This window comes from Paenibacillus sp. Dod16 (genome assembly GCF_049893405.1).
Classification (GTDB): Bacteria; Bacillota; Bacilli; order Paenibacillales; family Paenibacillaceae; genus Paenibacillus_AQ.
In genome coordinates this window covers 52343-75641 of the sequence record NZ_JBNDYG010000040.1, presented here as the reverse complement: position 1 = coordinate 75641, position 23299 = coordinate 52343, and the positions used below count along the sequence as shown (strand labels likewise).

Annotated in this window: 19 protein-coding genes; 4 read left to right on the top strand and 15 right to left on the bottom strand. The window is 48.6% G+C overall.

The features are described 5' to 3' along the window. Positions 1–98: 98 nt before the first annotated feature. The 12 genes from ACPV3A_RS26890 to ACPV3A_RS26835 form a co-directional block, all read right to left on the bottom strand. Complete coding sequence (locus ACPV3A_RS26890; RefSeq protein ID WP_426202408.1) at positions 99–1076, bottom strand: N-acetylglucosamine kinase; 978 nt, start codon at positions 1074–1076, stop codon at positions 99–101. Between the two features lie 35 nt (positions 1077–1111). Continuing rightward, complete coding sequence (locus ACPV3A_RS26885; RefSeq protein ID WP_426202405.1) at positions 1112–1894, bottom strand: SDR family NAD(P)-dependent oxidoreductase; 783 nt, start codon at positions 1892–1894, stop codon at positions 1112–1114. 181 nt (positions 1895–2075) lie between these two features. Continuing rightward, on the bottom strand, positions 2076–2813 hold the full coding sequence (treR, locus tag ACPV3A_RS26880; RefSeq protein ID WP_426202403.1) for a trehalose operon repressor: 738 nt from the start codon (positions 2811–2813) through the stop codon (positions 2076–2078). 61 nt (positions 2814–2874) lie between these two features. Then, on the bottom strand, positions 2875–4905 hold the full coding sequence (treP, locus tag ACPV3A_RS26875; RefSeq protein WP_426202401.1) for a PTS system trehalose-specific EIIBC component: 2031 nt from the start codon (positions 4903–4905) through the stop codon (positions 2875–2877). 26 nt (positions 4906–4931) lie between these two features. After that, complete coding sequence (gene treC / locus ACPV3A_RS26870; RefSeq protein ID WP_426202399.1) at positions 4932–6647, bottom strand: alpha,alpha-phosphotrehalase; 1716 nt, start codon at positions 6645–6647, stop codon at positions 4932–4934. Between the two features lie 291 nt (positions 6648–6938). Beyond that, positions 6939–8360 (bottom strand): S-layer homology domain-containing protein, encoded by a 1422-nt coding sequence (locus ACPV3A_RS26865; RefSeq protein WP_426202397.1) that lies wholly within the window; start codon positions 8358–8360, stop codon positions 6939–6941. A 132-nt stretch (positions 8361–8492) separates the two neighbouring features. After that, a complete protein-coding gene (locus ACPV3A_RS26860; RefSeq protein ID WP_426202395.1) occupies positions 8493–9188 on the bottom strand; it encodes a response regulator transcription factor in 696 nt (231 codons plus the stop codon). 3 nt (positions 9189–9191) lie between these two features. Next, positions 9192–10664 (bottom strand): ATP-binding protein, encoded by a 1473-nt coding sequence (locus ACPV3A_RS26855; protein WP_426202393.1) that lies wholly within the window; start codon positions 10662–10664, stop codon positions 9192–9194. Positions 10665–10673: 9 nt separating this feature from the next. After that, a complete protein-coding gene (locus tag ACPV3A_RS26850) occupies positions 10674–11894 on the bottom strand; it encodes an amidohydrolase (protein ID WP_426202391.1) in 1221 nt (406 codons plus the stop codon). A gap of 315 nt (positions 11895–12209) precedes the next feature. Then, positions 12210–12806, bottom strand: coding sequence for a hypothetical protein (locus ACPV3A_RS26845; protein WP_426202389.1), 597 nt, complete (start codon positions 12804–12806; stop codon positions 12210–12212). 121 nt (positions 12807–12927) lie between these two features. Next, entirely contained in the window at positions 12928–13902 is a 975-nt protein-coding gene (locus ACPV3A_RS26840) for a phosphotransferase enzyme family protein (protein WP_426202387.1), read from the bottom strand. A 34-nt stretch (positions 13903–13936) separates the two neighbouring features. Then, positions 13937–14500 carry an SMI1/KNR4 family protein gene (locus ACPV3A_RS26835; RefSeq protein WP_426202385.1) on the bottom strand — a complete coding sequence of 188 codons (564 nt, stop codon included), beginning with the start codon at positions 14498–14500 and terminating at the stop codon, positions 13937–13939. Between the two features lie 175 nt (positions 14501–14675). Here ACPV3A_RS26835 and ACPV3A_RS26830 point away from each other — a divergent pair, with 175 nt between their 5' ends. Beyond that, complete coding sequence (locus ACPV3A_RS26830) at positions 14676–15458, top strand: M15 family metallopeptidase (RefSeq protein ID WP_426202383.1); 783 nt, start codon at positions 14676–14678, stop codon at positions 15456–15458. Positions 15459–15653: 195 nt separating this feature from the next. Beyond that, a complete protein-coding gene (locus ACPV3A_RS26825) occupies positions 15654–17117 on the top strand; it encodes a 4-hydroxyphenylacetate 3-hydroxylase family protein (RefSeq protein ID WP_426202382.1) in 1464 nt (487 codons plus the stop codon). 81 nt (positions 17118–17198) lie between these two features. Here the strand turns inward: ACPV3A_RS26825 and ACPV3A_RS26820 are convergent, their stop codons facing one another. After that, positions 17199–19283, bottom strand: coding sequence for a DUF5054 domain-containing protein (locus ACPV3A_RS26820; RefSeq protein WP_426202380.1), 2085 nt, complete (start codon positions 19281–19283; stop codon positions 17199–17201). 292 nt (positions 19284–19575) lie between these two features. On the opposite strand from ACPV3A_RS26820, the gene ACPV3A_RS26815 reads away from it, so the two are divergent. Continuing rightward, positions 19576–20430, top strand: coding sequence for a serine/threonine protein kinase (locus tag ACPV3A_RS26815; RefSeq protein ID WP_426202378.1), 855 nt, complete (start codon positions 19576–19578; stop codon positions 20428–20430). Positions 20431–20531: 101 nt separating this feature from the next. After that, on the top strand, positions 20532–20741 hold the full coding sequence (locus ACPV3A_RS26810) for a hypothetical protein (RefSeq protein ID WP_100539335.1): 210 nt from the start codon (positions 20532–20534) through the stop codon (positions 20739–20741). A 100-nt stretch (positions 20742–20841) separates the two neighbouring features. Here ACPV3A_RS26810 and aac(2')-IIb read toward each other — a convergent pair whose 3' ends face one another. After that, entirely contained in the window at positions 20842–21564 is a 723-nt protein-coding gene (gene aac(2')-IIb, locus ACPV3A_RS26805) for a kasugamycin N-acetyltransferase AAC(2')-IIb (RefSeq protein ID WP_426202375.1), read from the bottom strand. Positions 21565–21738: 174 nt separating this feature from the next. Next, entirely contained in the window at positions 21739–23115 is a 1377-nt protein-coding gene (nhaC, locus tag ACPV3A_RS26800; protein WP_426202372.1) for a Na+/H+ antiporter NhaC, read from the bottom strand. Between the last annotated feature and the right edge of the window lie 184 nt (positions 23116–23299).

The following is a 23299-nucleotide window of genomic DNA, read 5'->3' as shown; positions in this document are numbered from 1 at the left end:
ATTACGACATCCTTATGAGAAGAACATCATTAGGCAAATGGGGCTCTTACTACATATGATCCTCAGTTTACATAATATAAATTATGAAAAAATGAATTCTACCATGTAGCATGAGGGTGCCTGCGCATGGATTCAACCCTATGGGAATCCACCTGCAGACCCAAACTGCGAAATGCCATAAGCACGGCGCCGGCAGCCGCCGATAATTGAGGGTTCTGAAATTCATATTGCTTGTTGATGCCAGATTGCAAGCTGTTTATCAGCTTAGATTTCATATAAGCGCAGTTTACGACACTCCCGATGCCGGTTACCGATACATGATCCGACTTAAAAAATGAACCTATAATCTCAACACCTACCATGATTTGTTTCATGCCTTCATCGCATACGCTCCGAGCTAATGGGCTTCCAGCTTCAGCTGCTGTCGTGATAAGTGGAGCCATCTCCCCGAACTTCTTGTCCCGCTCTTGTGGATCTTCTATAAAGCCCGATAACGCCAACATTCGAAGCTGGTCCCTATTTTCGACTCCCCAATAGGTTTGGATTTGACGGACCAACGATTCATCGGACGGATGAATATTCCCGGCCAACATCTGATACACAGCATCATAAGATAGAAATCTCGCTGCGCTGGCGGCGTAATGGTGAAAATCCACATTTTTGATAGGAATCTCTCGTTCGGTTATTCCCAGAATCATGGATCCCGTCCCCGACACAACAACGATTCCTGGATTCCCCATGAATGCACCTGTGTGCGCGACAACAGAATCGTTCACGTACCATTTCGGGCAACCGAGTCCTTCGATCGCGGTTAAACGAGTTACCCACTCCATGTCTTGATCCGACTCGTAACCCGCTATTCCCGCATACAGACCCTTGACTTGATCCAATCTGCAGCCTGCCATGGTAAGTGCCCTGCGTATGGTTTGCTGAACATTCTTATGTGCATTCCTGTCTTTATGGATCGAGGAGGCTCCACCAACGGCATAGGAGAGAATATTTCCATACAAATCGCTGACCATGACGCGTGTTTGCGATCCACCTCCATCGATTCCGATCACGACCTCATGCTTCACATCCAAGACCTCCCGCGTTCTTAATTGCTAACGGCTTACAAAGACGGAGCTGAACCCCCGTCAATATTGATGGAAGTGCCTGTAACATAGGAAGCAGCATCGGATGCCATAAATACGATAACTTTTGCCGCTTCTTCCGTGTTTCCAATACGTCCGAGCGGAATGTTATGGCGCGGGTCCCGGGCATACTGTTCCCAAGCGAGTTCCGGTGATTCACGTTTCCAACGCGCTTCAAGCTGTGCACTGCGTATCGTTCCGATGCATACGGTGTTTACCCGAATCTGGTCTTTCGCCAAATCGTGACTCATGGCCTTGGTCATGGCTTGCCCTGCCGCGCGGCTGACGCTGCTTGGCATGGATGAGGCCGGCGGCGTTTTGGCCCAGGAAGTCGTGACATTAATAATCGCACCCCCGCCGGACTCTCTCATATGAGGGACAGCTGCACGGGCAAATCGAATCGCGCCAAACAGCTTGAGATCCAGATCCGATGCCCATTGTTCGTCGTCGATCAGCTCAAATGGCCTGGCAGCGGCGGTTCCGGCGTTGTTCACCAGAATATCAAGCTGTCCGTAATGCTGCACGATATCGTTCACCGCTTGTATGCAATCCTCAGGTTTCGTAACATCCGCTGCGATGGTTAGCGTTTCGATATCAGCTGCTTGTCGGATATGGTCTGCCGCAGCTTTTAACTGCGCCTCATCCCGTGCACAAATCGCAACCTTGGCCCCTTCCAACGCAAAAGTAACCGCGGTTTCAAGGCCTATCCCTCTGCTTCCTCCGGTGATTAACACGACTTTTCCTGTCAGTCCCAAGTCCATGTTCTATCGACTCCTTTACCTTGATTATTGGACAATCCCTACTAGATAGCTTCAACATCAAGAAGGAAATTCCCTCTTTCATTCCATCTATTCTCCGGCACATCGCCCCCCAAATCCCCGGTAAGCCTGTGTCAAGACAACATAAAAAAGCCGCGATGAATTCGCGGCTGCATAATCACTTCTATTGCTCTCCAAAATCATGATTGGTTTCTCTTCTTGCAAAATCAACGAACTGAAATTTATCCAATCGATGCCTCGATTCCGTATACTGGAAGAGCGTGGTATCTTCCAGATGAACGTAGCCCCGGACCACGACGACATGAGTATCGTTTCCGAGATCCATATAGGACTGGTCCATCGTAGTAACTCGTTCAACGGAGATCATTTTTTTCGAGTAGCTGATTTTCAGATGGAGCTCCTGCTCCAGGTATTGATAGATAGAATCGCCGGTAATATCTCTCGTTAGACCCGTTACGATGTCGGCAAGCAAATAATCGATATCGAGAATGATGCGCTCATCTTCGATTTCCCTGGCACGGATGACCCTCCATACAAGCCGATCCGTACGAATTTGAAGCTCCCTTGCAATTCCCTCCCCGGCCGGAACACAATCCGTCTCATATACAATCGTTCGGCTCTTTCGGCCTAGCCGTTCCGCTAGCTCTTTATAACTGACGAGCCCCGTTACCGGGAAGTTCATTCTGCCTGTATCCAGCACAAAAGAACCTTTGCCTTTTACCTTGTGAATATAACCGTTTTGTGCCAGCAAATTGAGTCCCTTGCGTACCGTTTCCCTAGTGATTTGATAGGTTGCCGCAAGCTCGTTTTCCGAGGGCAGCTTGCTGCCGGGCTGCAGAGTGCCGGTTTCGATTTTGTCGGCATAATCTTTGTATAGCGTCCAATAAATGTTGTTCGTCATCCTTTATCACCATCAGTTATTGTACCATTTTCCAGCGGCTATTACATGCTGCATCGGAACTTCAGCTTCCATTACCGAGAGTCACCTGAAGCACTCGCGTTTCGCCTGGAAACGCTTCGCCTTCAAACTCCGTAACCTTCTGAATATGTTCCTGCCCATCTGGAATAATGACCGGCGTAATGACGGGTAAACCGGCTTTCTGAATCCGTTCCATATCGAATTCAAGCAGCAGCTGCCCTTTGCTTATCTCCGCACCTGTTTCCACGTGAGCCGTGAATCCCTCTCCCTTCAAGGAGACCGTGTTGATACCGACGTGAATCAGGATCTGAACTCCGTTCGTATCCGTCAAAATAATGGCATGTTTGCTCTTCTTAATCAGATGCGCGACTTGTCCGTCAAATGGAGCATACACTTTTCCTTCGGACGGGAGGATGGCAATGCCCTGTCCCATCTGTTTATCCGCGAAGGCAGGATCCGGCACCTCAGACAGGGGAACCACTTTCCCTTTGATCGGAGCCATGATATCGACCACGTCTTCTTGAGCCGCTTCCATAGTTGGACTATTCGCCGATTCAGACGAGTCGAACGACTCGGACTGAAAACTGCCGTTCAATGCTGCTGGAACAGCTTGTTCTGCTGCATCCGAGCCAGCAGGATTCCCTTCCGTTGTACGTCGAGACTGCTTGGACAACTGGTAACGCCCAAACAGCAATGTCCCTGTGAACGGAATGACCAATACAATCGCCATGCCGAGGAAGAAGACGCCCCACTGGTTAGGGAATATCGATAGGAATCCCGGAATCCCGCCCACGCCGATCGATGAAGCCAGAACGTTGTTCACAGCCAGCAGCACACCGGCTGTTCCGGATCCGATCATGCCGAAAATAAACGGATATTTATGACGAACGTTGACCCCGAAGATGGCCGGCTCTGTGACCCCCAAGAAAGCGGAGATGGAAGAGGTAACGGCAAGTCCTTTCGCCTTCTGTTCCTTCATGATAAACATCATGGCCAGCGCTGCGGCACCTTGCGCAATATTAGACAATGCCAGCATCGGCCACAAGAACGTTCCGCCCTCACTGCCGATGAGCTGAATGTCCACTGCAAGGAAGGTATGATGCATCCCCGTGATGACAAGGAGCGCGTACAGTCCGCCGTAGATCAGGCCGCCGAGAGCGGCAAAGGAATCAAAAATGCTGACAAGACCTGAAGTGAGGACGTTGCCGATGGCAAACGTGATCGGTCCCACCAGAACAAACGCGAGGAACCCGGTCACCAACAGGGCCACGGGGGCCACAACAAGCAGCTTAATGGAGTCATGGACGCGTTTGTTCAGGAACTTCTCGATTTTGGCCAAAATATAAGCTGAGACTAGAACCGGCAGCACTTGGCCTTGATAACCGATCTTCTCCACTTCAAAGCCGAACAGGTTCCAGACGGGAACCGTACCCTCCAGCTTGGCATCGGCATACTGGTAAGCGCTGAGCAGATCCGGATTTACCAAGATCAGACCCAGTACAATCCCGAGCAGCGGGTTGCCTCCGAACTGTCTTACCGCCGACCATCCGATCAGAACGGGAAGGAAAGTAAAGGCAGTGCTTGCAATCAGATTAATAATCGAGGCTACGTCCGCCCACTCGGGATGGACCTGAATCAACGATTGTCCTTCATAGAAGATACCCGGTCCCGTAAGCAGATTGTTGATACCAAGCAGCAAACCTGCCATGACGATGGCCGGTAGAATCGGAATGAATATATCCGCAAGCGTCTTGATCGCCCGCTGCAGCGGATTTTGCTTCTTGCTCGCAATGTTTTTCACTTCATCCTTCGAAACTCTCGCTCCGCCGGTGATATCCATCATTTCATCGTAAACCTGGTCGACAAGACCCGGTCCGATCACGACCTGAAACTGTCCCTGGGACGAGAACTGCCCCTTCACCAGATCGTTCGCTTCAAGGGCTTGGGAGTCCACCTTGCTGTCGTCCACAAGGGCAAATCTTAATCGGGTTACGCAATGCGTAGCGGCTTCGATATTGTCTTTTCCGCCGACTGCCTCGACAATGCGCTCCACGTTTTTGCGATCAATGGCCATAGCTCTACGCTCCTGACATTATGAATTTAGTTGTTATGAATAAGCCACATATAGGATGCATACGGTCGAAGTGCAACGGTTGGAGTAAGGGCCTGTTCTTCCGTTGTGTTGCCAATTAACAGTTGAACCGATCGACTTTCGGTCAGCTTGTCTATCAACGTCTTCGGAATCTCGAACGAAACGTCGCGGTCGCTGAAATTGGAAATGACAACAAGCGTCTGCTCCTTGTTCGTTCTGGCATACGCATAAATTTCGGGATGACCTTCATCCAGGCGAACATATTCACCGTCCGTAATAACCGGAAGGTTCTTTCGCAATTCAATCAGCTTCCGGTAATGATGATAGATCGATTGCGGATTCTCCACTTCGGATTGCGCATTGATCAGCGGATACCGCTCATCGAGCTTGATCCAAGGCGTCCCCGTCGTAAATCCGGCTTGGTCACCGTCATTCCAGAGCATAGGCAATCTGGAGTTGTCGCGCGAGCGCACTTTGACGATGTGGGCAGCCTCCTCCGGAGTTTTACCCTGCTCCTGGAGAATGGTGTACATGTTTAATGATTCAATATCCCGAAACTCGGAGATATCATTCCATTTCGGATCGGGCATGCCGATTTCTTCGCCTTGATACACATATGGGGTGCCTTGTAACCCGTGAAGCGTTGTGGCCAGCATCTTTGCACTTTCCGTGCGGTATTTGCCATCATTGGTGAACCGGGTCAGCGCTCGCGGCTGATCATGGTTGTTCCAGAAGAGGGCATTCCAGCCGCCGCCCTTCTGCATGCCGATTTGCCAATCGGAGAGCACTCTTTTCAGCTCCTCAAAATCATAAGGCTTGAGCTCCCATTTTTGCCCGTTGGGATAGTCTACCTTCAAGTGGTGGAAGTTGAACGTCATGGAGAATTCATTCTCCTCCGGGTTCGAGTATCGAATGCAATGCTCCAAGGTTGTGGAGGACATCTCTCCCACCGTGACGAGATTGTAAGGCGTAAACACTTTTTCGTTCAATTCCTTAATGTATTCGTGCACTCGGGGGCCGTCCGTATAAAACCTGCGTCCGTCGCCCGGCGCCACCGAACCGTCGTCATCGGGAAAACTGGGATCCTTCGATATGAGATTAATGACATCCATCCGGAATCCGCTGACTCCCTTTTCCGCCCAATAGGTGAGGATATCCACAACCTCCGCACGGACCTTCTCGTTCTCCCAGTTCAAGTCTGCCTGCGTTTTGTCAAACAATGTCAAGTAATATTGCCCTGATCCCTCGTCATACTGCCAAGCTGGCCCTCCGAACTTGGATTGCCAGTTATTCGGCGGGCCGCCGTCTTCTGCCGGATCCCGCCAGATGTAATAGTCGCGATACGGGTTATCGCGTGAGGAAACCGCTTCTTTAAACCATCGATGCTCGGTCGATGAATGATTCACGACGATGTCGATCATCAGATGCATGTCTCGCTTTTTTAATTCGGCCACAAGCTTATCGAAATCGTCCATCGTCCCGTATGCAGGATCTATGCTGCAATAATCCGCTACGTCGTAACCGTTATCATTTTGCGGAGAAACATACACCGGCTGGAGCCACACAATGTCGATGCCAAGTCCTTTTATATAATCCAGCTTCTCCATGAGCCCGCGTATATCGCCGGTACCTAGGCCGGTCGTATCGTTGAAGCTCTTCGGATATACTTGATAAACCGTCGAAGTTCTCCACCAATCTTGAGACTGGGTTTCTGGGTTCAACATGAAACTTCGTCCTCCTCGTCATCTTGTATATACAGGTTGCATATAGGGAAATCATATACATGTATATACAGGTTGTCAACCGTTTAACATTTAGTACCCACTTCCCGGACGTTTCGACTACAGAATTAACAATTTAATTGGAATTTTTTTCTGATTTTGTGGAATGAATTGCTAGCCCCGAATGTCCCAAATGATAAAATGGTTTCTATCAAATGCAATAAACCCCATATGAAAAGAACGAGCTCTTGAGCTCATCCTTATCATATGGGGTATTCATTTTCCCACAGTTTATTAATTCACGGTCAGAACCGCCGTTGTTTCGCCTGCCCATTTGCCGACCGGTTTAATCGTATAGGTCGTTCCTGGCTTCAGTTTGCCCTCCTGATTAAGATCGAACACGCCTACTGCACCTTTGCGGCTTGAATATTTATAGGTTGCCATAAGCTTGCCGCCCTCTGTGTCAATCAATTCGATGCTCCGACCGGAGAACAGCTCATCTCCAGGGTCCTCGGATAATGTAATGGAAACGGAGCTGTCACTGATCGCCTCTTCTCCGATGATATCCAGCGGTTCGAAACCCTCCGCAACGAAAGTCGGGTTCGCAATCTGTGCCCAATCCGAGGTTTGTTTGCCATCCGTGGACTGGGTGAATGGTACGTATTTGGCCACGATAGGTTGTCCGCCTGCAGGCGTAATCGTGACTTCTCTGCCCTGCCCAGACGAGATGATCTGATAGACTTTTCCATCTGCGCTGTTGTTCTCATCCAATACGAATGCATTGGCTCCGCGGCCCCCGCTATAAGCGGAAATAACATAACCGTAGTCAACGACGCCGTTCGCTTTGAGTGCCTCCAACTCAAACGTATCCTGAGCCACTTGTCTAACCTCTGTCATGTCCAACTTCGTGCTATTACCTGTAAATGTACCTGCTGTTTTCCCTTTATAGGTAAGCGTATACGATGTACCCGGTTTTTGAACGGAGGTTGGGACGATGTAAGTGGATATGGAGCCCGTCTTCAAACGCGGCATGTTGGTGAGTTCAAGTCCGTTGTTAAATTCAAAATCTTCTTTGGCTTTGGCAAACGCCTCATTGTCTGTGGTCAATGGAGCATCAAAAGTGACGATCAGAGTTATCGCATTCAGTGCGCGTACACTGGTGATTTTGGCTTTTTCTGACGGAATCGCCTCATGGGCAATGCTGATCAAGTAGGCAGCTTGACCACGAGTGGTTTGGCCGTCCTCGGAATAGAAGCGCTTTGCCCAGTAATCCACGGACTTGGCATCTCGTTTCAGTGCTTTAGACACCAATTGTACCAGCTCGGCGTGGGTAACGGTTCCTCGCGGGTCAAAACGTCCGTCCGGTGCCTGCATAATATCTTGCGCCACCAGCTCAGATGCGTACCGCTCATACCACGCGTTTGGGTTGACATCCGTGAAGCTTGGCTCTGTTTCCCCTTTGCCTTCAAGACCAAACGCAAGTACAAGCATTTTCGCCAGCTCTGCCCGCGTGATCGGACTGGTTATCCCCATCGAGCCATCCTGGTAACCCTGCATCACGCGAAGCTGGGACAATACTTGAGTGGCTTGCTCTATATCTTGGACAGCCAGCGGAGCTCCCGCAGCCTCGACTTGCAGAACATGTAACGGCAGCGAAGCCGTTCCCAGAGCAGCTGCCACCATCATGGCCGCCAGTTTATTAGAATATGTTTTCATTGGTAAACCCTCCCTGAATCGTTGAAATATGAGCCTTGATTGTCATATCTCCATGATAGAGGAGAGTCCTAAACTCCCAAGAAAGCTGGGATTAAGCGTTTCGAAAACTTTTATTAACAATTTCTAAATTATTTAAACCGAAAAGCGGTAGCCAGCCCCCCAGACCGTTTCAATGTACTGCGGATTGGATGGATCCAGCTCCATCTTTTCGCGCAGCTTACGGACATGGACGGTTACGGTTGCAATATCCCCGCTGGAATCCATGCCCCATATCCGTTCAAACAGTTCCGTTTTGTTAAACACCCGGTTCGGATGACTAGCCAGAAATTCCAGCAAGTTAAACTCCCGGGTTGTAAACGCGACCTCCTGATTGCGTACGAACACCCTTCGCGCCGATTTATCGATAACCAAACCGCGAATATGAATTTCTGAGCATGGACTTGGGCTTTGCTTGCCCATAAGCCTCACATATCTCATCAAATGGGCTTTGGCTCTTGCGACTAATTCACTCGGGCTGAACGGCTTGGTAATGTAATCGTCGGCACCGAGATTGAAGGCACGGATTTTATCGATCTCTTCATTCTTGGCGGATACGATCAGAATCGGTACCTCCTTGTTCTTCCTGATGTGGCTGCATAATTCAAAGCCATTCATACCGGGCAGCTGAAGGTCCACAATGATAAGGCTGTAGTCCTCATGAAGGGCAAGCCTCAATCCCTCATTGCCTGTATGGCATAGATCAACCATAAATCCGTTCAACTCAAAATAATCCCGCTCCAACTGAGCGATGGTTGTTTCGTCTTCAATGATGAGAATACGTGCCGTCATGGATTAAAGTGCCTCCTTCATATTCGCTCGTTTGAGGGTAAAGTTCAGGCTGGTGCCGACGCCCAGTTCGCTCTCCGCCCAGATGGTACCCCCGTGTCCCTCGATGATCTGGCTGGCAATGGCAAGCCCCAAACCGCTGCCGCCTGTTGCAGAATTGCGGGATGGCTCCGCACGATAAAATCTTTCGAATATATGAGGAATCGCTTCCGGATCGATGCCCATGCCATTATCCCGTATTTCTACCGTTACCCATTCCGGAGACAGCCGGATCGAGACGCCTATGTTTTTTTGCTGCTTGTCCATGAAGTTCTGGGCATTTCCAATGATGTTGAGAACGGTTCGCTTTAATTTTTCCAGGTCGGCAATGACCTCGACAGGATCACCGGGGCGTTCCTTCCACTCCAGCAAAATGTCCTTCTCCTCCAACACGTAGCGCTGCTCATCGATGCAATCGTCTATAAAACCGATGATATCGACATGCTCATACATGAACGGAACCTGCTTTAAATCTAGCTTGGAATAGAGAAACAACTCATCCACAAGTCTATCCAGATCCATGGTTTTGGTGTAAATGATGTTCACGTATTTATCCATTTTCTCCGGCGTATCCGCAACACCGTCGCGTATGCCCTCGATATACCCTTTAATATTCGTTATGGGAGTGCGCAAGTCATGAGAGATATTGGAGATCAGCTCTTTCCGATTCTCTTCATCCTGAAGCCGCAGTTGAATCGATTCATGCAGACGCTTCCGCATATTCTCAAACGTCTCGTTTAACTGACCGATTTCGTCCTTGGAATGCAAATCCAGAGAAAACTGGAGATTTCCCTCCTTAATGTGTTCCGCCGAATTTCGGAGCAAATCAAGCGGTTTGACCACGCTGCGCGTGATCCAACGATATAACAATACGTTCGCAACAACAACGATGCCTACGAGACTCAAGACAAGTATGGGCAGCAGCTTGCGCGTGACTTCGCCGAATGGACTTCGCTCGCGAATCACGTACACGCTCCCTTTTGCCCCGTCCGAATACCGGAAATCATATTTGGCATATGCATAGAACCGTTCACCGATGTTAAGGGTATTGCGGATCTGATTGTTGTGCAGGTCATATGGAGGCAGATTTGCTTCCAGTTCAGGCTGGTTCATCGTGTTGGACTCAAAGACCTGGTCGTTTTCTCTGCGGACGTACAGTCCCGCTCGTACGGTTCTCAGCTTAAAATCGTATTCCGTCAGAAGCTCTTTGTTCTGCAGCTCATCCGGCTCGTTCTTGGCAAGATATTTTAATTCGAGGAAAATAGACTCCTCTTGTTCCGTGAGCGGGTTAATCTGGTAGTGCACTTTATAAAAATCCCGAATACCATGAGTATCGCCGGTAGCCGCAATGGTAAACAAACTGGCAGTCAAGACAAAAACCAGCAGGCTAATGACCAGCATCCCGGTATAGGACAGCAGCAACTTAATCCGAATGGACATAAAATTCGCCTAAAGCGAACCGGAAACGATGTTTCCCTGAAACATCGTCGCCACGCGTTTGGATCTTCTCGCAACGGCTTCAGCTGAACAAGAAGCTTCAACCAATACAATGCTGGCAACGTCTCCGACCTGCGGCCACACCTGCTCCCCATCATGATTAAGCGGTGTAATGCCACCGGTAATATATTGGAGCGTTTGCGCTAGAGCGCGTTCATCCACCCATCTGGATATTTCGGCCAGTCGGCCGGCGCGCTCCAGCGCATCTCCATTTCCGAAGGGAGACCACACATCAAAAATGTTGTCGCATCCGACGGCCATTTCTACACCGCGCTCGTGCAGCAAACCAACCGGCGGAAAGTTCCGGCCAATAGGCACACTCGTAATGATGGCGACCCCCGCATCAGCGAGCAGGTCCCCCATTTCCTGTGCTTGGGATGGTGGAATATCACCTAGTCCGAAGGCATGGCTGATCGCCACCTTGCCCTGCAGACCCGCCTCGATGGTCAGCTGTGCTAACCGCTTCATGGTGAAGGTTCCCAGATGATGGGCATCATGCAGATGCAGATCAATGCCCGCATTGGCTTCCACGGCGAGCCCGACCATTTCCTGCAAGGACGCTTCGATATCGCCATCCACCGTCGCCGGGTCAACCCCGCCGACCAGGCTTGCTCCTCTGCGAAGTGCTTGTCTCACTAACTCCGTTGATTTCGAGCGCAGCAAACCATGCTGCGGAAAAGCTACGATCTCATAAGATAACTTTCCTTCAAATGCGTGCAATGCCTGTTGAACCGCTTCTAAATTGTCTAATCCGGCTTCCGGATAAATATCGACATGCGTACGCACATGTGTCACCCCGGACTCCAGGTAAATATCAAGCAGATGTTCCGCACGGTCCTGCGTCAAGGTATCAAGCGCAGGAAGCGTCGCTTTCTCGATTGCCAAACGTTCAAAAATACTGGAAATCGGCGTAACGGAACGCCATCGGTCACCTAGCAGCGTTTTATCCAAATGGCAGTGCTTTTCGATAAAGGATGGCAGAAGCAATAAACCCTTCACATCGTGCTGCGGCCACTCGTCTGTTATCGTTGTGTCCGAAGCTACAATTTTCGCGATTTTCCCATCTTCTATGAATATATGGCGAATCTCCGTCTTTGTTCCCGTAATAACGCCATCTTGAACTTCATAACCGCTTTCTAACCGGGCATTGGTTAGCCAAAATGCTGAACTCATATATCTATCATTCCTCTCTCCACTTACCAGATATACGATCATGCTATCACAGGAAAAATGATATGGATAATATTTAAAAAATAGGATTTACTTAAGTTTTACATATACATAAAAAGAAAAGCCACCCGCTTGGATGACTCTTCAGATGAAGCCTTGGAAATGGCCATGCTGTTAAGGCTTTATGGCTCTTGTCGCAATAAAACTGTTCGCATAACGGTCCAACAATTTCTCGCCTCCGAAGGAATCCTCGTATAACCCGGCAATCATAAATCTGGATTGGATCTGACCTCCAATTTGCTGTTAGAATCATAGGCTCTATTCTATATTCATGGACCTTTGGTTCAGCCAGGCCTGAAACTGCTCCGGCGTGCTTACTTTTTCTTCCAGGACCGCTGTATAAATATCAAAGCTTCGCACGGTTTTGCCATATTCAGCACGGCTTGCCCAGTTATTTTTGATTCTCAAAATAGCTTCCTGGCGTTCCCGAGTCAGCAGATCAGGCATCGTTATGATATGTTTCAAGTCGGGTTGTCTCTCCGGTTCATCCACGAACCATATGTCCATCTTCCACTCCTTCCCTTGCTGAGACTTATACTTTAGGCCAATGTACAATCCATCGGGATAAGCGGGATCCGCATTGTAAACTCCGGTATCATTGATGAACTTCAGTTCCCGCACACCAGCACGCAGCATGAGTTCCGATGTGATTTGTGCTATTAATTGTTGATTCAGCCTAGAACATTTTACCGTCATGTCCAGGTCTCTCCATACCATCAACCCGAGGGCTGAGCTGCCGACACGCACCGGTTCACCTGCTTGACTTAATAACTCATGAAGTCGAAGTTCATCTGCTACCTCAGAAGCCTCATCCTGGAGAGCTTTTTGTTGCAGCAGAAGTTTGCTCTCTGCCATACGTTGTTCACCTCTAATCCTTAAGTTATATATCTCATATCGTATCACCCGATTAGCGTGCTGACCAAGGGATTGAATGCTTATAATGATCTTTCATGGATATCGTCTGAGCCGACATCGATTATACGGAATAAAATATGCGTTCACCCGACAAATAAGGCGTACAATAATCGGCGCACAGCTTCGGCATTCGTTCACGCATCCATGCATGCACGGATTCATTCTCCATCTGAAAGACATAGTATCCGATAATGGCCAGCAGCATGAAACCTTCTAACAGATCAAGCTTATCTTCTCTCGTGTGATCATAGCCATAATACCCTTTCAGGAAGATATCCCGAAGCTCTGAAGGAACCATCATGGCACCCATTGCAACATCCGTGTAATCATATCCTGGTCCGAAAAAACCAAAATCGATAAAACTCAGTTCTCCATCCGAGGTCATGATGATATTCCCCAAGCTTAAATCACCGTGGATAAGTCCCCAAGCCTCAACGTTCCTATTGTCCTCAAGGCGCGCGTTAACCAACGATATGGTTTCTTCAATAATCGAAACATCGGTGGAAGTAAACAAATCTTTCGCTAATCCTTGCTGTATAACCTCGATCATATATTGATTGTAGGCAATCCCCTGACTCGGACGCTTGTCCAGGCCCTCCTGCTCGTATTGCCTATAGAATTTGTGCAGCTCTGCAATGCGAGCCCCCAGCTTCTCGACCAATACCGGGTCGCTTACGTCTTCCTTCTGCAAGTCTCTTCCTTCCAGCCAGGTAAGCACGGAGCTGTTCCAACGCTTCCCCTCGTGTTCGATAACCGTGATCAGCTCACCTTCCCGATTACGCACAGGCCTTTGGACAAGCAGATGATTTCGGTCTGACAAGTGCTCCAGCATGTGCAGCTCACCCATTAGACCTTCGTAAGTATGCTGCTGACCTGCCATGCCGTCTTTGACCGGTTGATGTATGCGCAGCAGATATGTACTTCCGTCATGGCCTTTTACCTTGTAGGTTCGATTTTCATTATGCCGAATAAACGCAATCTCCGCTTCACGGATATCGTATTCATTCAAAATTTCCTGCAGCTGTTCTTTTTGCATGTGAAGATTCTCCTTATAGACAAAGATAAACGTTTCAACCTTCCAGGAACGTATGGTCGAAATACGCCTTGAAATCCGGATATAAAAATATCAGCGACTCTTTAAGCTTGGCATGATCCGTTCGTTCCTCATCCAGATCAAACAAGATTTCATGTTCGATCTCATAGATCGCTCCGTAACCCTCGCCTGCGTCCTCTCTTAGATCGATACACCATATCTTTCCGTACTCTTCGTCCCATGTAAAAGGAAGGTATCCCAGCCGGCACAACAAGGGATTGTACATGTTCCTGACATTTTCCAGCGGCTCGTCAACTGCTTGTTCAGGTATGACGTCAAAGTAATGATGATACGTGGAGATGAATGCTTTATACCACTCCGGAAAAGTCAATCCATACTCTTCTTCCATCGCCCCGATATGATCCTCACTCACAACGGAAGGGACCAATTTCCATATGGACCACTCCTCATCGTTATCGACGACTTTCATCTCTGCAGGAACGTCGGGACGCATCCACCTGCAGAATCCCTCCTCCGTCACTTGACTATATTTGGCGTAATAGGTCTCAAACCCCCGTTTAATATAATCGCGTATTTCCATCTAAAACGTCTCCTTATGTAGAAATTTGTTACGATTTCATATCACTATAATCTATTTTTGGGTTATTATTAGATTCGATCTATTCTATTTTGTTTACAATTCAGAAACAAGTCAGAGATTCTACCGATATAACTCTCTTATATACTCAGAGACAGCTAACGAGGAGGGACATCATATGCACAAAAAAATCGTAAAATCCATCATACCCACAGTCATCATCGGTTCCGTTGTCACAAGCCTGGCCTTATCCAGTTTTCTAAGCAGCACCGGCATTGGCAAGGCGGAAGCTGCCGCTGCAGCTTCTTCCAGCTTATCATTTACTGCGGCGGAAAACAACGCTCCTAACCGGACTATAAAAACGGTTCGTGGTTTAAATACGGTCACCAATCTATCAAGTACCGTTGTACTCGTCAACAAGCAAAGAAATCTACCATCGAGTTATGTGCCTCAAGATTTGGTCATACCCCGTATTCCGTTCAGCTTCTCAGGACCCAGTCCTAAGAAACAGATGAAACGAGTAGCGGCAACTGCGCTCGAAAAATTGTTTGCGGCTGCCAAGAAAGACGGGATCGATCTCAAAGCCGTGTCAGGCTTCCGATCCTATGCCACACAGAAGGCCATATTCGAACGCAACGCCCGTAATAAGGGCGAAGCCGTCGCTAATAAAACAAGCGCTCGTCCTGGACAAAGCGAGCATCAGACCGGGCTGAGCATGGATATATCCAGCGCTTCCGTAGGATATGCATTGGAGCAAAGCTTCGGAAATACCAAAGAAGGCAAATGGCTGAAAGCCAATGCACCGAAGTACGGATTTATCATTCGTTACGGAAAAGGCAAGGAGAAATTAACCGGCTATTCTTATGAGCCCTGGCATGTCCGTTACGTGGGCGTCTATATTGCAGGAGAAATCACGAGGCAAAACCTGACGCTTGAGCAGTATCTGGGTCAATCCCATTAATCGAAAAATCAAGAAACGGACCATAGCGGGTCCGTTTTTTTTGCCTTTGTCACTTCCCGATTTCAACTCTTGAGGTACATCCGCATATTTTTCGTCGGTTCCGACGGACAATGTACTCCGCGTGGACGAAGCACGTACATTATCAGCAGTAGACAGGTTCGTTAGCTTATGATTTTTACAAATGGGGTGAACAACGTGCCTATTAAATCGGGAAAGCAGTATATCGAACGGATTGACCGGCAGAATATCAACATTTGGTATAAAGGTGAGCCTATCAAGGGACCTTTATCCGAGCATTCTGCATTTCAAGGTCTTATTCAAACCCAGGCCGATCTATACGATATGCAATGTGACGCAAGATATATGGAACAATTGACTTACCCCTCACCCGATACGGGAGAACGGGTAGGCTTGTCTTTTCTCCCGCCAAAGAATGCTGAGGATTTGCAAAAACGCCGAATCATGATGGAGTTATGGGCGAGGCGGCATCACGGCTTTTTAGGGCGCGCTCCCGACTATATGAACACCGCGATCATGTCCTTATATACCGCTGCCGATATTCTGGAGGAACATCATCCGAAATACGCGGAGAATCTCAGGAACTATTATAAGTACTGTCGTGATCACGATATTACATTATCTCACGCCTTCATCCAGCCCTATGCATGTAAAATGTCCGGTCAGCAGGATGCTGCTGAAGACGCTATCGCGGCTAAAGTCGAAGAGATGAATCATGAAGGAATGATTATAAGCGGGGCCTTCTTGATGGCAACACAAGGGGCTACTTGCGAAGAAATGCTGGTATTCCCGACCCCTTCGCCAACGATGTCCCAGGATGTAAATCCTTCTGCGTTTGCATTTGCGGTTCCCAACGATTTACCGGGAATGACTTTTATATGCCGTGAAAGCTACGGTGCCACTTCTTCCTATGATTATCCCCTGAGCGCCAGATACGAAGAGATGGATACACTCGTCATCTTCGACCGCGTGCTGGTCCCTCATGATCGAATATTTTACTATGGGGACGAGACTTACGCCGGACGTTTATTCGGCGAAAGTCACTTTCATACGCATATCGCCCATCAAATGGCCGTCCGTTTTATCGTAAAAACCGAATTCATGCTCGGCTTGCTGGAATCCTTGGCAGATGAACAGAACATTGGACTCGAGCCCCATATGGTCTCGAATGTTTCGAAAGTGATTACATTTCTGGAAACCTTCAAGGCATTAAGACTGGCCTCCGAACAGGGCGCCAGCCATGATAAATTCGGATATCTCGTACCAGCTGCCAGTCCTCTTATCGCATCCAGCATCCTCTTCCCCAAATTCTATCCCGAGATGGTAGAGATGATTCAACTGCTAGGCTCCAGCGGCCTGATTATGATCCCTTCCGAATTGGATTTTCGATCGGAGTCAGGCCCCTACCTTAATCAATATTTAAAAGGGTCAACGACGGATGCTCGGGATCGCATCGCATTGTTCAGGCTTGCATGGGAGCTTGGTGCAAGCTCGTTCGGTGGTCGCCAAACCCAGTTTGAACGATTCTTCTTCGGAAATGCGCAGACGGCTGCCTATCGGATGTATAACCATTTTGAACAGCATGAGCAGCTTCGGAGCAGGATCAGCGATTTTCTTTCCCAAGAGAAACCTTCTTCATAGCTTGACCGGGGGATGATCCAACAATAAAAAAGATGCGAGTTATAAACTCACATCTTTCGGTTTGTTTCATGATCAGATGACTCACGAATGAGAGTGCAGGCTCAATCTGAACCGAAAGTTCATATCATCCTCGAACCACATCATGAAATTCGTACCCCATACGTTGTTATGCAGATTGAAATGAAATCCTCCGGTCAATGAAGCATACGTATTGTCAAATTGCAGCAGCCGCGGTTCTCCCGGACAAACAAGCGGCGCGTCCAAGGTTTCAATGGCCGCCGTTCCGTCCGCCCCCTCATAATATAGGCCCGTGTTGATTCCATGCATGTTCCGGTTGCCGTCCTTTACGACGAATAACGGAGATATACGTTGTCCGAGCTTATCCATCTTCCAGGCGTTAGGATTATCCACAAGAGGCGCAAACGATAACCAGCTTGCTTCCGGAAGACGGCATGCTGGTTTGCCCCTCCAGCTTAGACTTACCTCAATGACGGGCTCATTCGCATGGAACGTATAGATCGCGTTCAGTATGCGTGGAGCTCCATACTGTTTGCCGAGATTCTCAGGCAGCTTCAGTTCGGCAGTTACGAGATCATAATCGGCGTACCTCTCCAGATGCAGGGTCCGCAAGGATGCCGTATACTGCCGATGCTCCGGCCGCGGTTTGACATATTCAATGCCCGGCTTGCCGAAATCATTGTCCGCCCAGCCATGATGAATATCCAGATTGGTCATGTATTCCTTGAAGAAACGGTCGTAGTTTTCTTTGCTGAAGGTTTCATACCTATAAGTGCCAAGCCTCTGATGCTCGTTCGCCCATTCCTTCCCGGATCGATCCATCAATCGGTTAATCGATCCGTCGGCAGCAAAGCTTACCTGAAACTGCCCTAATTCGTAATGCTCGTTCGTTTCAATCGTCTGCTTGTACTGCAGCGGCTCCGAGTCTTGGACGGTATCATGCTGACTCATCCGATCCAGCTCCATTCTCGCTTCAGCTGCCAGCGCTTTCGGCAGCGACTGAACGGCCTCTTCAAGATAATCCCGCTGCTCCTGCCAAGAGCTCTCGTAATGGCTGTATGACCTGATATCATTCGCCTGCTGGCACAGGTAATCGTATTTTCTCCGTTTATTGTCTTCTACGATATCCCGTGCTCTTGCAGCGGCTAAATCCGAGGAGGAATAATTAACATAATCGACGAGATAGACCGAATTGTTCAACCCCCAGGTATGCTCGGGGATCAACATCAGACGGTTGCAGAATCGAGCGTACGCCTCGCTGTCCTTATCCAATTGACCGGATTCGATCCAGCGATCCCGAAGCCTTAGCAATTCACGGTAGCGAGCGATTTTCCAAGGATCCGAGGCAATCCCGTGTATCCACGAATCCCCAATTTCTTCACTCACGACAGGCAATCGATCTTTGACGGTACGCAGTCGCTGGGCAAATGCATCAAGTGTCGAGGCCATGATTTCCGCCCCGGGATAATCCTGCTCCAACTGTTCAAACAATGCACGGATCTCCTCTAGCGTGGATGGACCATGGTTATCATGGGTATGGGCAAAATACAAGGCATCTTCCAGCCCTTCCATGTGAAACGGTTTACCGTAACTATCCGCATAATGGACGATGATCTCCGAGCCATCGGAAGCGCGCCATACAAATACTTCCGGCACCTTGGGATTCTTGGATACCATATTAACGCCCAAATGCAAATATTGTATGCCGTGTTCTGCCAGCAGTGGGACCATGGCAAGCGTATGGCCCGGAACATCCGTCATTTTAGCGGCGATCGTGGACTTTCCGTACTTTCGATCCAAGTCGTCCGAAATGGACATTCCGAATTCGAATAACCGGGCATCCATGATTTCCGTATGCGTTGTAAACGGCAGCCCGTGCCAAGCAATGCGCCCCTCCTCAATGGCTTTTTCCATGCGCGCCCGCATCTCAGGAGAAGACGTTTGCAGATATTCATGGATTAACCACGAGCCGGTCGTCCATATGAATTTTGCGTTCCCCTCTTCGTTAGCCAACTGTTCGGACAGCTCCAAGGCCTGGGGGATGAAATGCTCCATATACCGCTCGATTACGTTCTTTCCCAAATCGGTAAACCCGATGTCCAGATGGGTCTTAAATACGACATGAACTCTTTTGATTGATGCTGTCATGCTTCACTGCCCCTTTCCACCATAAATGGCTAACCACGAACTTTGAGCCCAATTTTACAAGAGTGCAACGAACAAGTCTTTGCATGAAAGGGTCATGCTTTTGCAAAATAAGGACACCTGATCGCAACTCAGATTGAAGACCAGACATACTAAAAACCTCCAATCGAATGAATCTCGACTGAGCCCCGGCAGTTAGCTGAACTATCTTTAGTTAAACTTATCATGTACGATAAATAGGAATAGCACTTGCTCCGGAAGATCAAACGGACCCAAGGGAGAGATTGGAATCGATATGCGCTTATTCTCATACTTAAGCTCCTTTATAAACGCTTGGCGGGATTACCCGGCTGAACAAAATATGGTACTGGGGAATCGTTACACTGTTCAACAGAGGATTGGGGAAGGAAGTTACGGCATCATCTATAAATGCAGGGATCAACAGAGCGGAAACGTGGTGGCTGTTAAACAGTCGAGACCCAGCAAAGGCGATTACGCCAAAGAATTGCTGAACCGTGAGGCAGCGATATTACGTTCTCTCCAACATCCGCAAATTCCGGCATATCGGGATTTTTTCACAGACAACCGCCATACTTATCTGGTCATGTCTTATATGAACGGTGATACGCTTGAAGATTTAATATTCGAACAAGACATGAAATACGGAGAAGTCGAATGCATCGAGATCACGCTGCAGCTTCTGAAGCTGGTCCGATACATACACGACCAAGGCTATGTTCATCTTGATCTGCGGATTCCGAACGTACTGTTTAAGGATGGCAGGATCCAACTTATTGATTTCGGACTCGCGAGAAGGATTGGTGAGCCCCCTCCGCTCCAAGCACCTGTACGGAAAAAGTTCAAGGCAGACAGCTCGGCGTCCTCTGTTCAATATAAGGACTCGAAGGAAAGCGAGGATCTCCGCGACATCGGTCACTTTATGCTGTTCATGCTCTATTCCACCTACGAACCGGATCACAACAACCGGGGTGCAACCGTGGAGCGAAGCTGGCAGGAAGAACTTCATCTCTCGATTGAACTGCAGAACATGATTAGACGCTTGATGCAATTGAGTGAACCTTACTCAAGTTCTTTGCAGTTCATGCACGAGCTGCAGTCGCTCGCTAATGCAAGAGACTACCCCTCCTGATAAGAAGGGCAGCCTTTAATTTGATTATGGTGTTTCATTTATGTTACGATCCGATTAAATTATATGGAATGATGACGAACAAGAAAGGAGGATGTTTTCGCATGTTAAGAAAGATCATGAATAAGCTTCTCCACTCTACATCCCATAGTCATGGCCGTAAGCGTTACAGCAGTTCCGCGAAGAATTATGGAAGAAAATACAGCAGCAGTCATGGCTATTCGCGTCGTAAAGGTTCCTCATCCGATTACAAACACAGGCATGGCAACCAAGGTCATGGCTATTATAAGAACAGAAGAGGCAGCTCGAGCTAATCATTTCACATCATCATGGAGTACTTCACTTCATCCCTCAACTTTATTGAGGGATTTCTTTATGGCTTCATACAGTAAGGAGTCTACGCTGCCCAGCATGTCATCTGATCGTGAAGTTAACCCCGTAATAGGACAACCCTAATTTATTTGCTACTCTCCGGGAAGAGCTATTTTCCCATAAAGTACTGTACAACGCCAGCGCGCCCATCTTTTGCACCTCTATGGCCCATCCGGCAATAACAGCAGCCGCATAACCTCTTCCACGAAATTCCTCTAACGTTTCAAGCCCAGCTTCGTGAGCTCGTTCTGTAATCCGAACGCTTCGGCAAACCGACACCACCCTATTCTCATGAATGAGCGCAACACAAGGCTGGTCATAATCGATTTCGTTCGTCAGCCATTCAAAACCGGTGAGCGAATATTCGCGAATCTTTTCCGGGTTGATCCTTACCGTCTGTTTGGCCTGCGTTGTTTGATCAGGTATCCGATAACAAGGTCCGCTCGTATAGTGCTCAGCACGAAGGTGGTTCATATAAGCTGCAAAATGTTTAGGCCTCGTCTGAACCCCTTCGGTTACGATCGGCTCATCTTCAACCAAAGCCCTCAATTGCCCGGCAATTCTTTCGGGAACATCATGACGAAACCTGCAGATCGAAGAGCCGTCTATCGTTCGACCCATGAAAAACCTCGGGGCTAGCTCCTCTCCCGGCCAAGGCTCGTTAATGGTGCAAATTCGCATATTCCCGTCATGCGTAAACATCGCCCGAACATGCAATTCCATCAGAGCCGCAGCGGTTGGCTCGTTATCTTCCCTATGGTTCATGCTAATATCCCCTCCCGGTAAGAATGAATGCGCGAAGTTGGCTGCACATCACTTTCCATCATATCAGTTGTATCGAAGAACAGGCTGGGTCTAAATCGCTTTAATCAAAAAGACCCTGTCTCCCCTATCCGGGAGGCAAGGTCAAACTGAGGATCCATGTCTATTCGGTTATCCTTAAATCTTCCTGCCCAGCGAGTTCCGCTGTAATCGCGGTATCAAGGCATAGGCAAATGTAAAGAACGGGCTTAACCACAAGAAAGTTGCATACGGCGCATATTCAATGACCGGAATTCCAAGTGTAGCAGCGAAGAAGGCACCGCTTACCCCCCATGGAATCAGCGGGTTAACAAGCGTACCGCAATCCTCCAATGTACGGGACAACGTCTTCGCCGGAAGATCTCGGCGGACATATTCCTCCTTGAACATTTGACCAGGCAAAAGGATCGATAAATACTGCTCACCTGTCATGCCGTTGACCGCAATCGCAGACGCCCCGGTCATCAGAACGATACTGCTCTTCCGCTTCAGCGGCTGCATGACTTTGCGGAAGAAGGCTTCAATGACGCCGCAATGCTGAAGCAGCCCTCCCAAGGATAACGCAATCAATATCAGGGATACGGACCCCATCATCGATTGCAATCCGCCGCGGTTGACAATGGAAGCAACGGTCTTGTTGGCGATCGTGCTCTTGTAACCGCCCTGCATGACGCGGAACCAGACATCGACTGCCGTCTGCTGCTGAACGAAGGCCGTTACGATGAGTCCGGTAACAATGCCGACAATGAGTGTAGGGAGGATCGGAATCCGCTTGACGGAACAGGCAATGACCGCAAGCGGCGATAGCAACGTTAGCCAATGAATATGGAATCCGTCATTCAGCGCAGCCTTGATTTGAATTATCGATGTTAAATCCAGGCTACTCGCCGTTGGTGCCAGCAGGAAAAAGATCGTTGTCACGATCAGGGCCGGCACCGTAGTGTAGATCATGTTGCCAATGTGAGTGAACAAGGATATGCCGGCGACCGCCGGAGCAAAGTTCGTTGTGTCGGACAGCGGCGACATTTTATCCCCAAAGCAAGCTCCGCAGATCACCGCTCCTGCTGCCAGTGCCGGAGAAATCCCGGTCGTTACAGCAATCCCCATGAAGGCAACGCCAACCGTACTGACCGTCGTGAAAGAGCTTCCGGTAAACATCGACACCACGATGGTCACGTATAACGCACTCACGGCAAAATAATGCGGTTCAATATAATCCATTCCATAGTATAAAATGGTCGGGACGGTGCCGCTCATCATCCATACCGCAATCAGAATGCCGATGAGCGAAAGGATGAGAATCGGCATAATCGCCGTTTGAATGCCTTGAATGATTGCGGATTCTAGATGTTTCCAGGAAAACCCGAACAACCGCAGCAAGGAGGCGATACCCACAGTCGTTGCCAGAAGCGGTATATGCGGCTCTGCCTTAAGAATAAAGATAGAGACAAACAGTACTGCCAGTATAAACACAATAAGAATGATGCTTTTTGAGAAACTGAGATGTCGTTCCATGTTGCTAAGACTCCTTATACTTGGTCGTGACAGGGCTTCTTCCCATCCACTTGTCTATATAGATGAACTTTTTCGCTTTTATGCTTTTCGGCTTCTTTGCTTTTTTGCATTGAAGCGCGAATTACACTATATACGATACACACGAACTTCGTCAATGTACGAACCTTGAACAATAACCACAAAA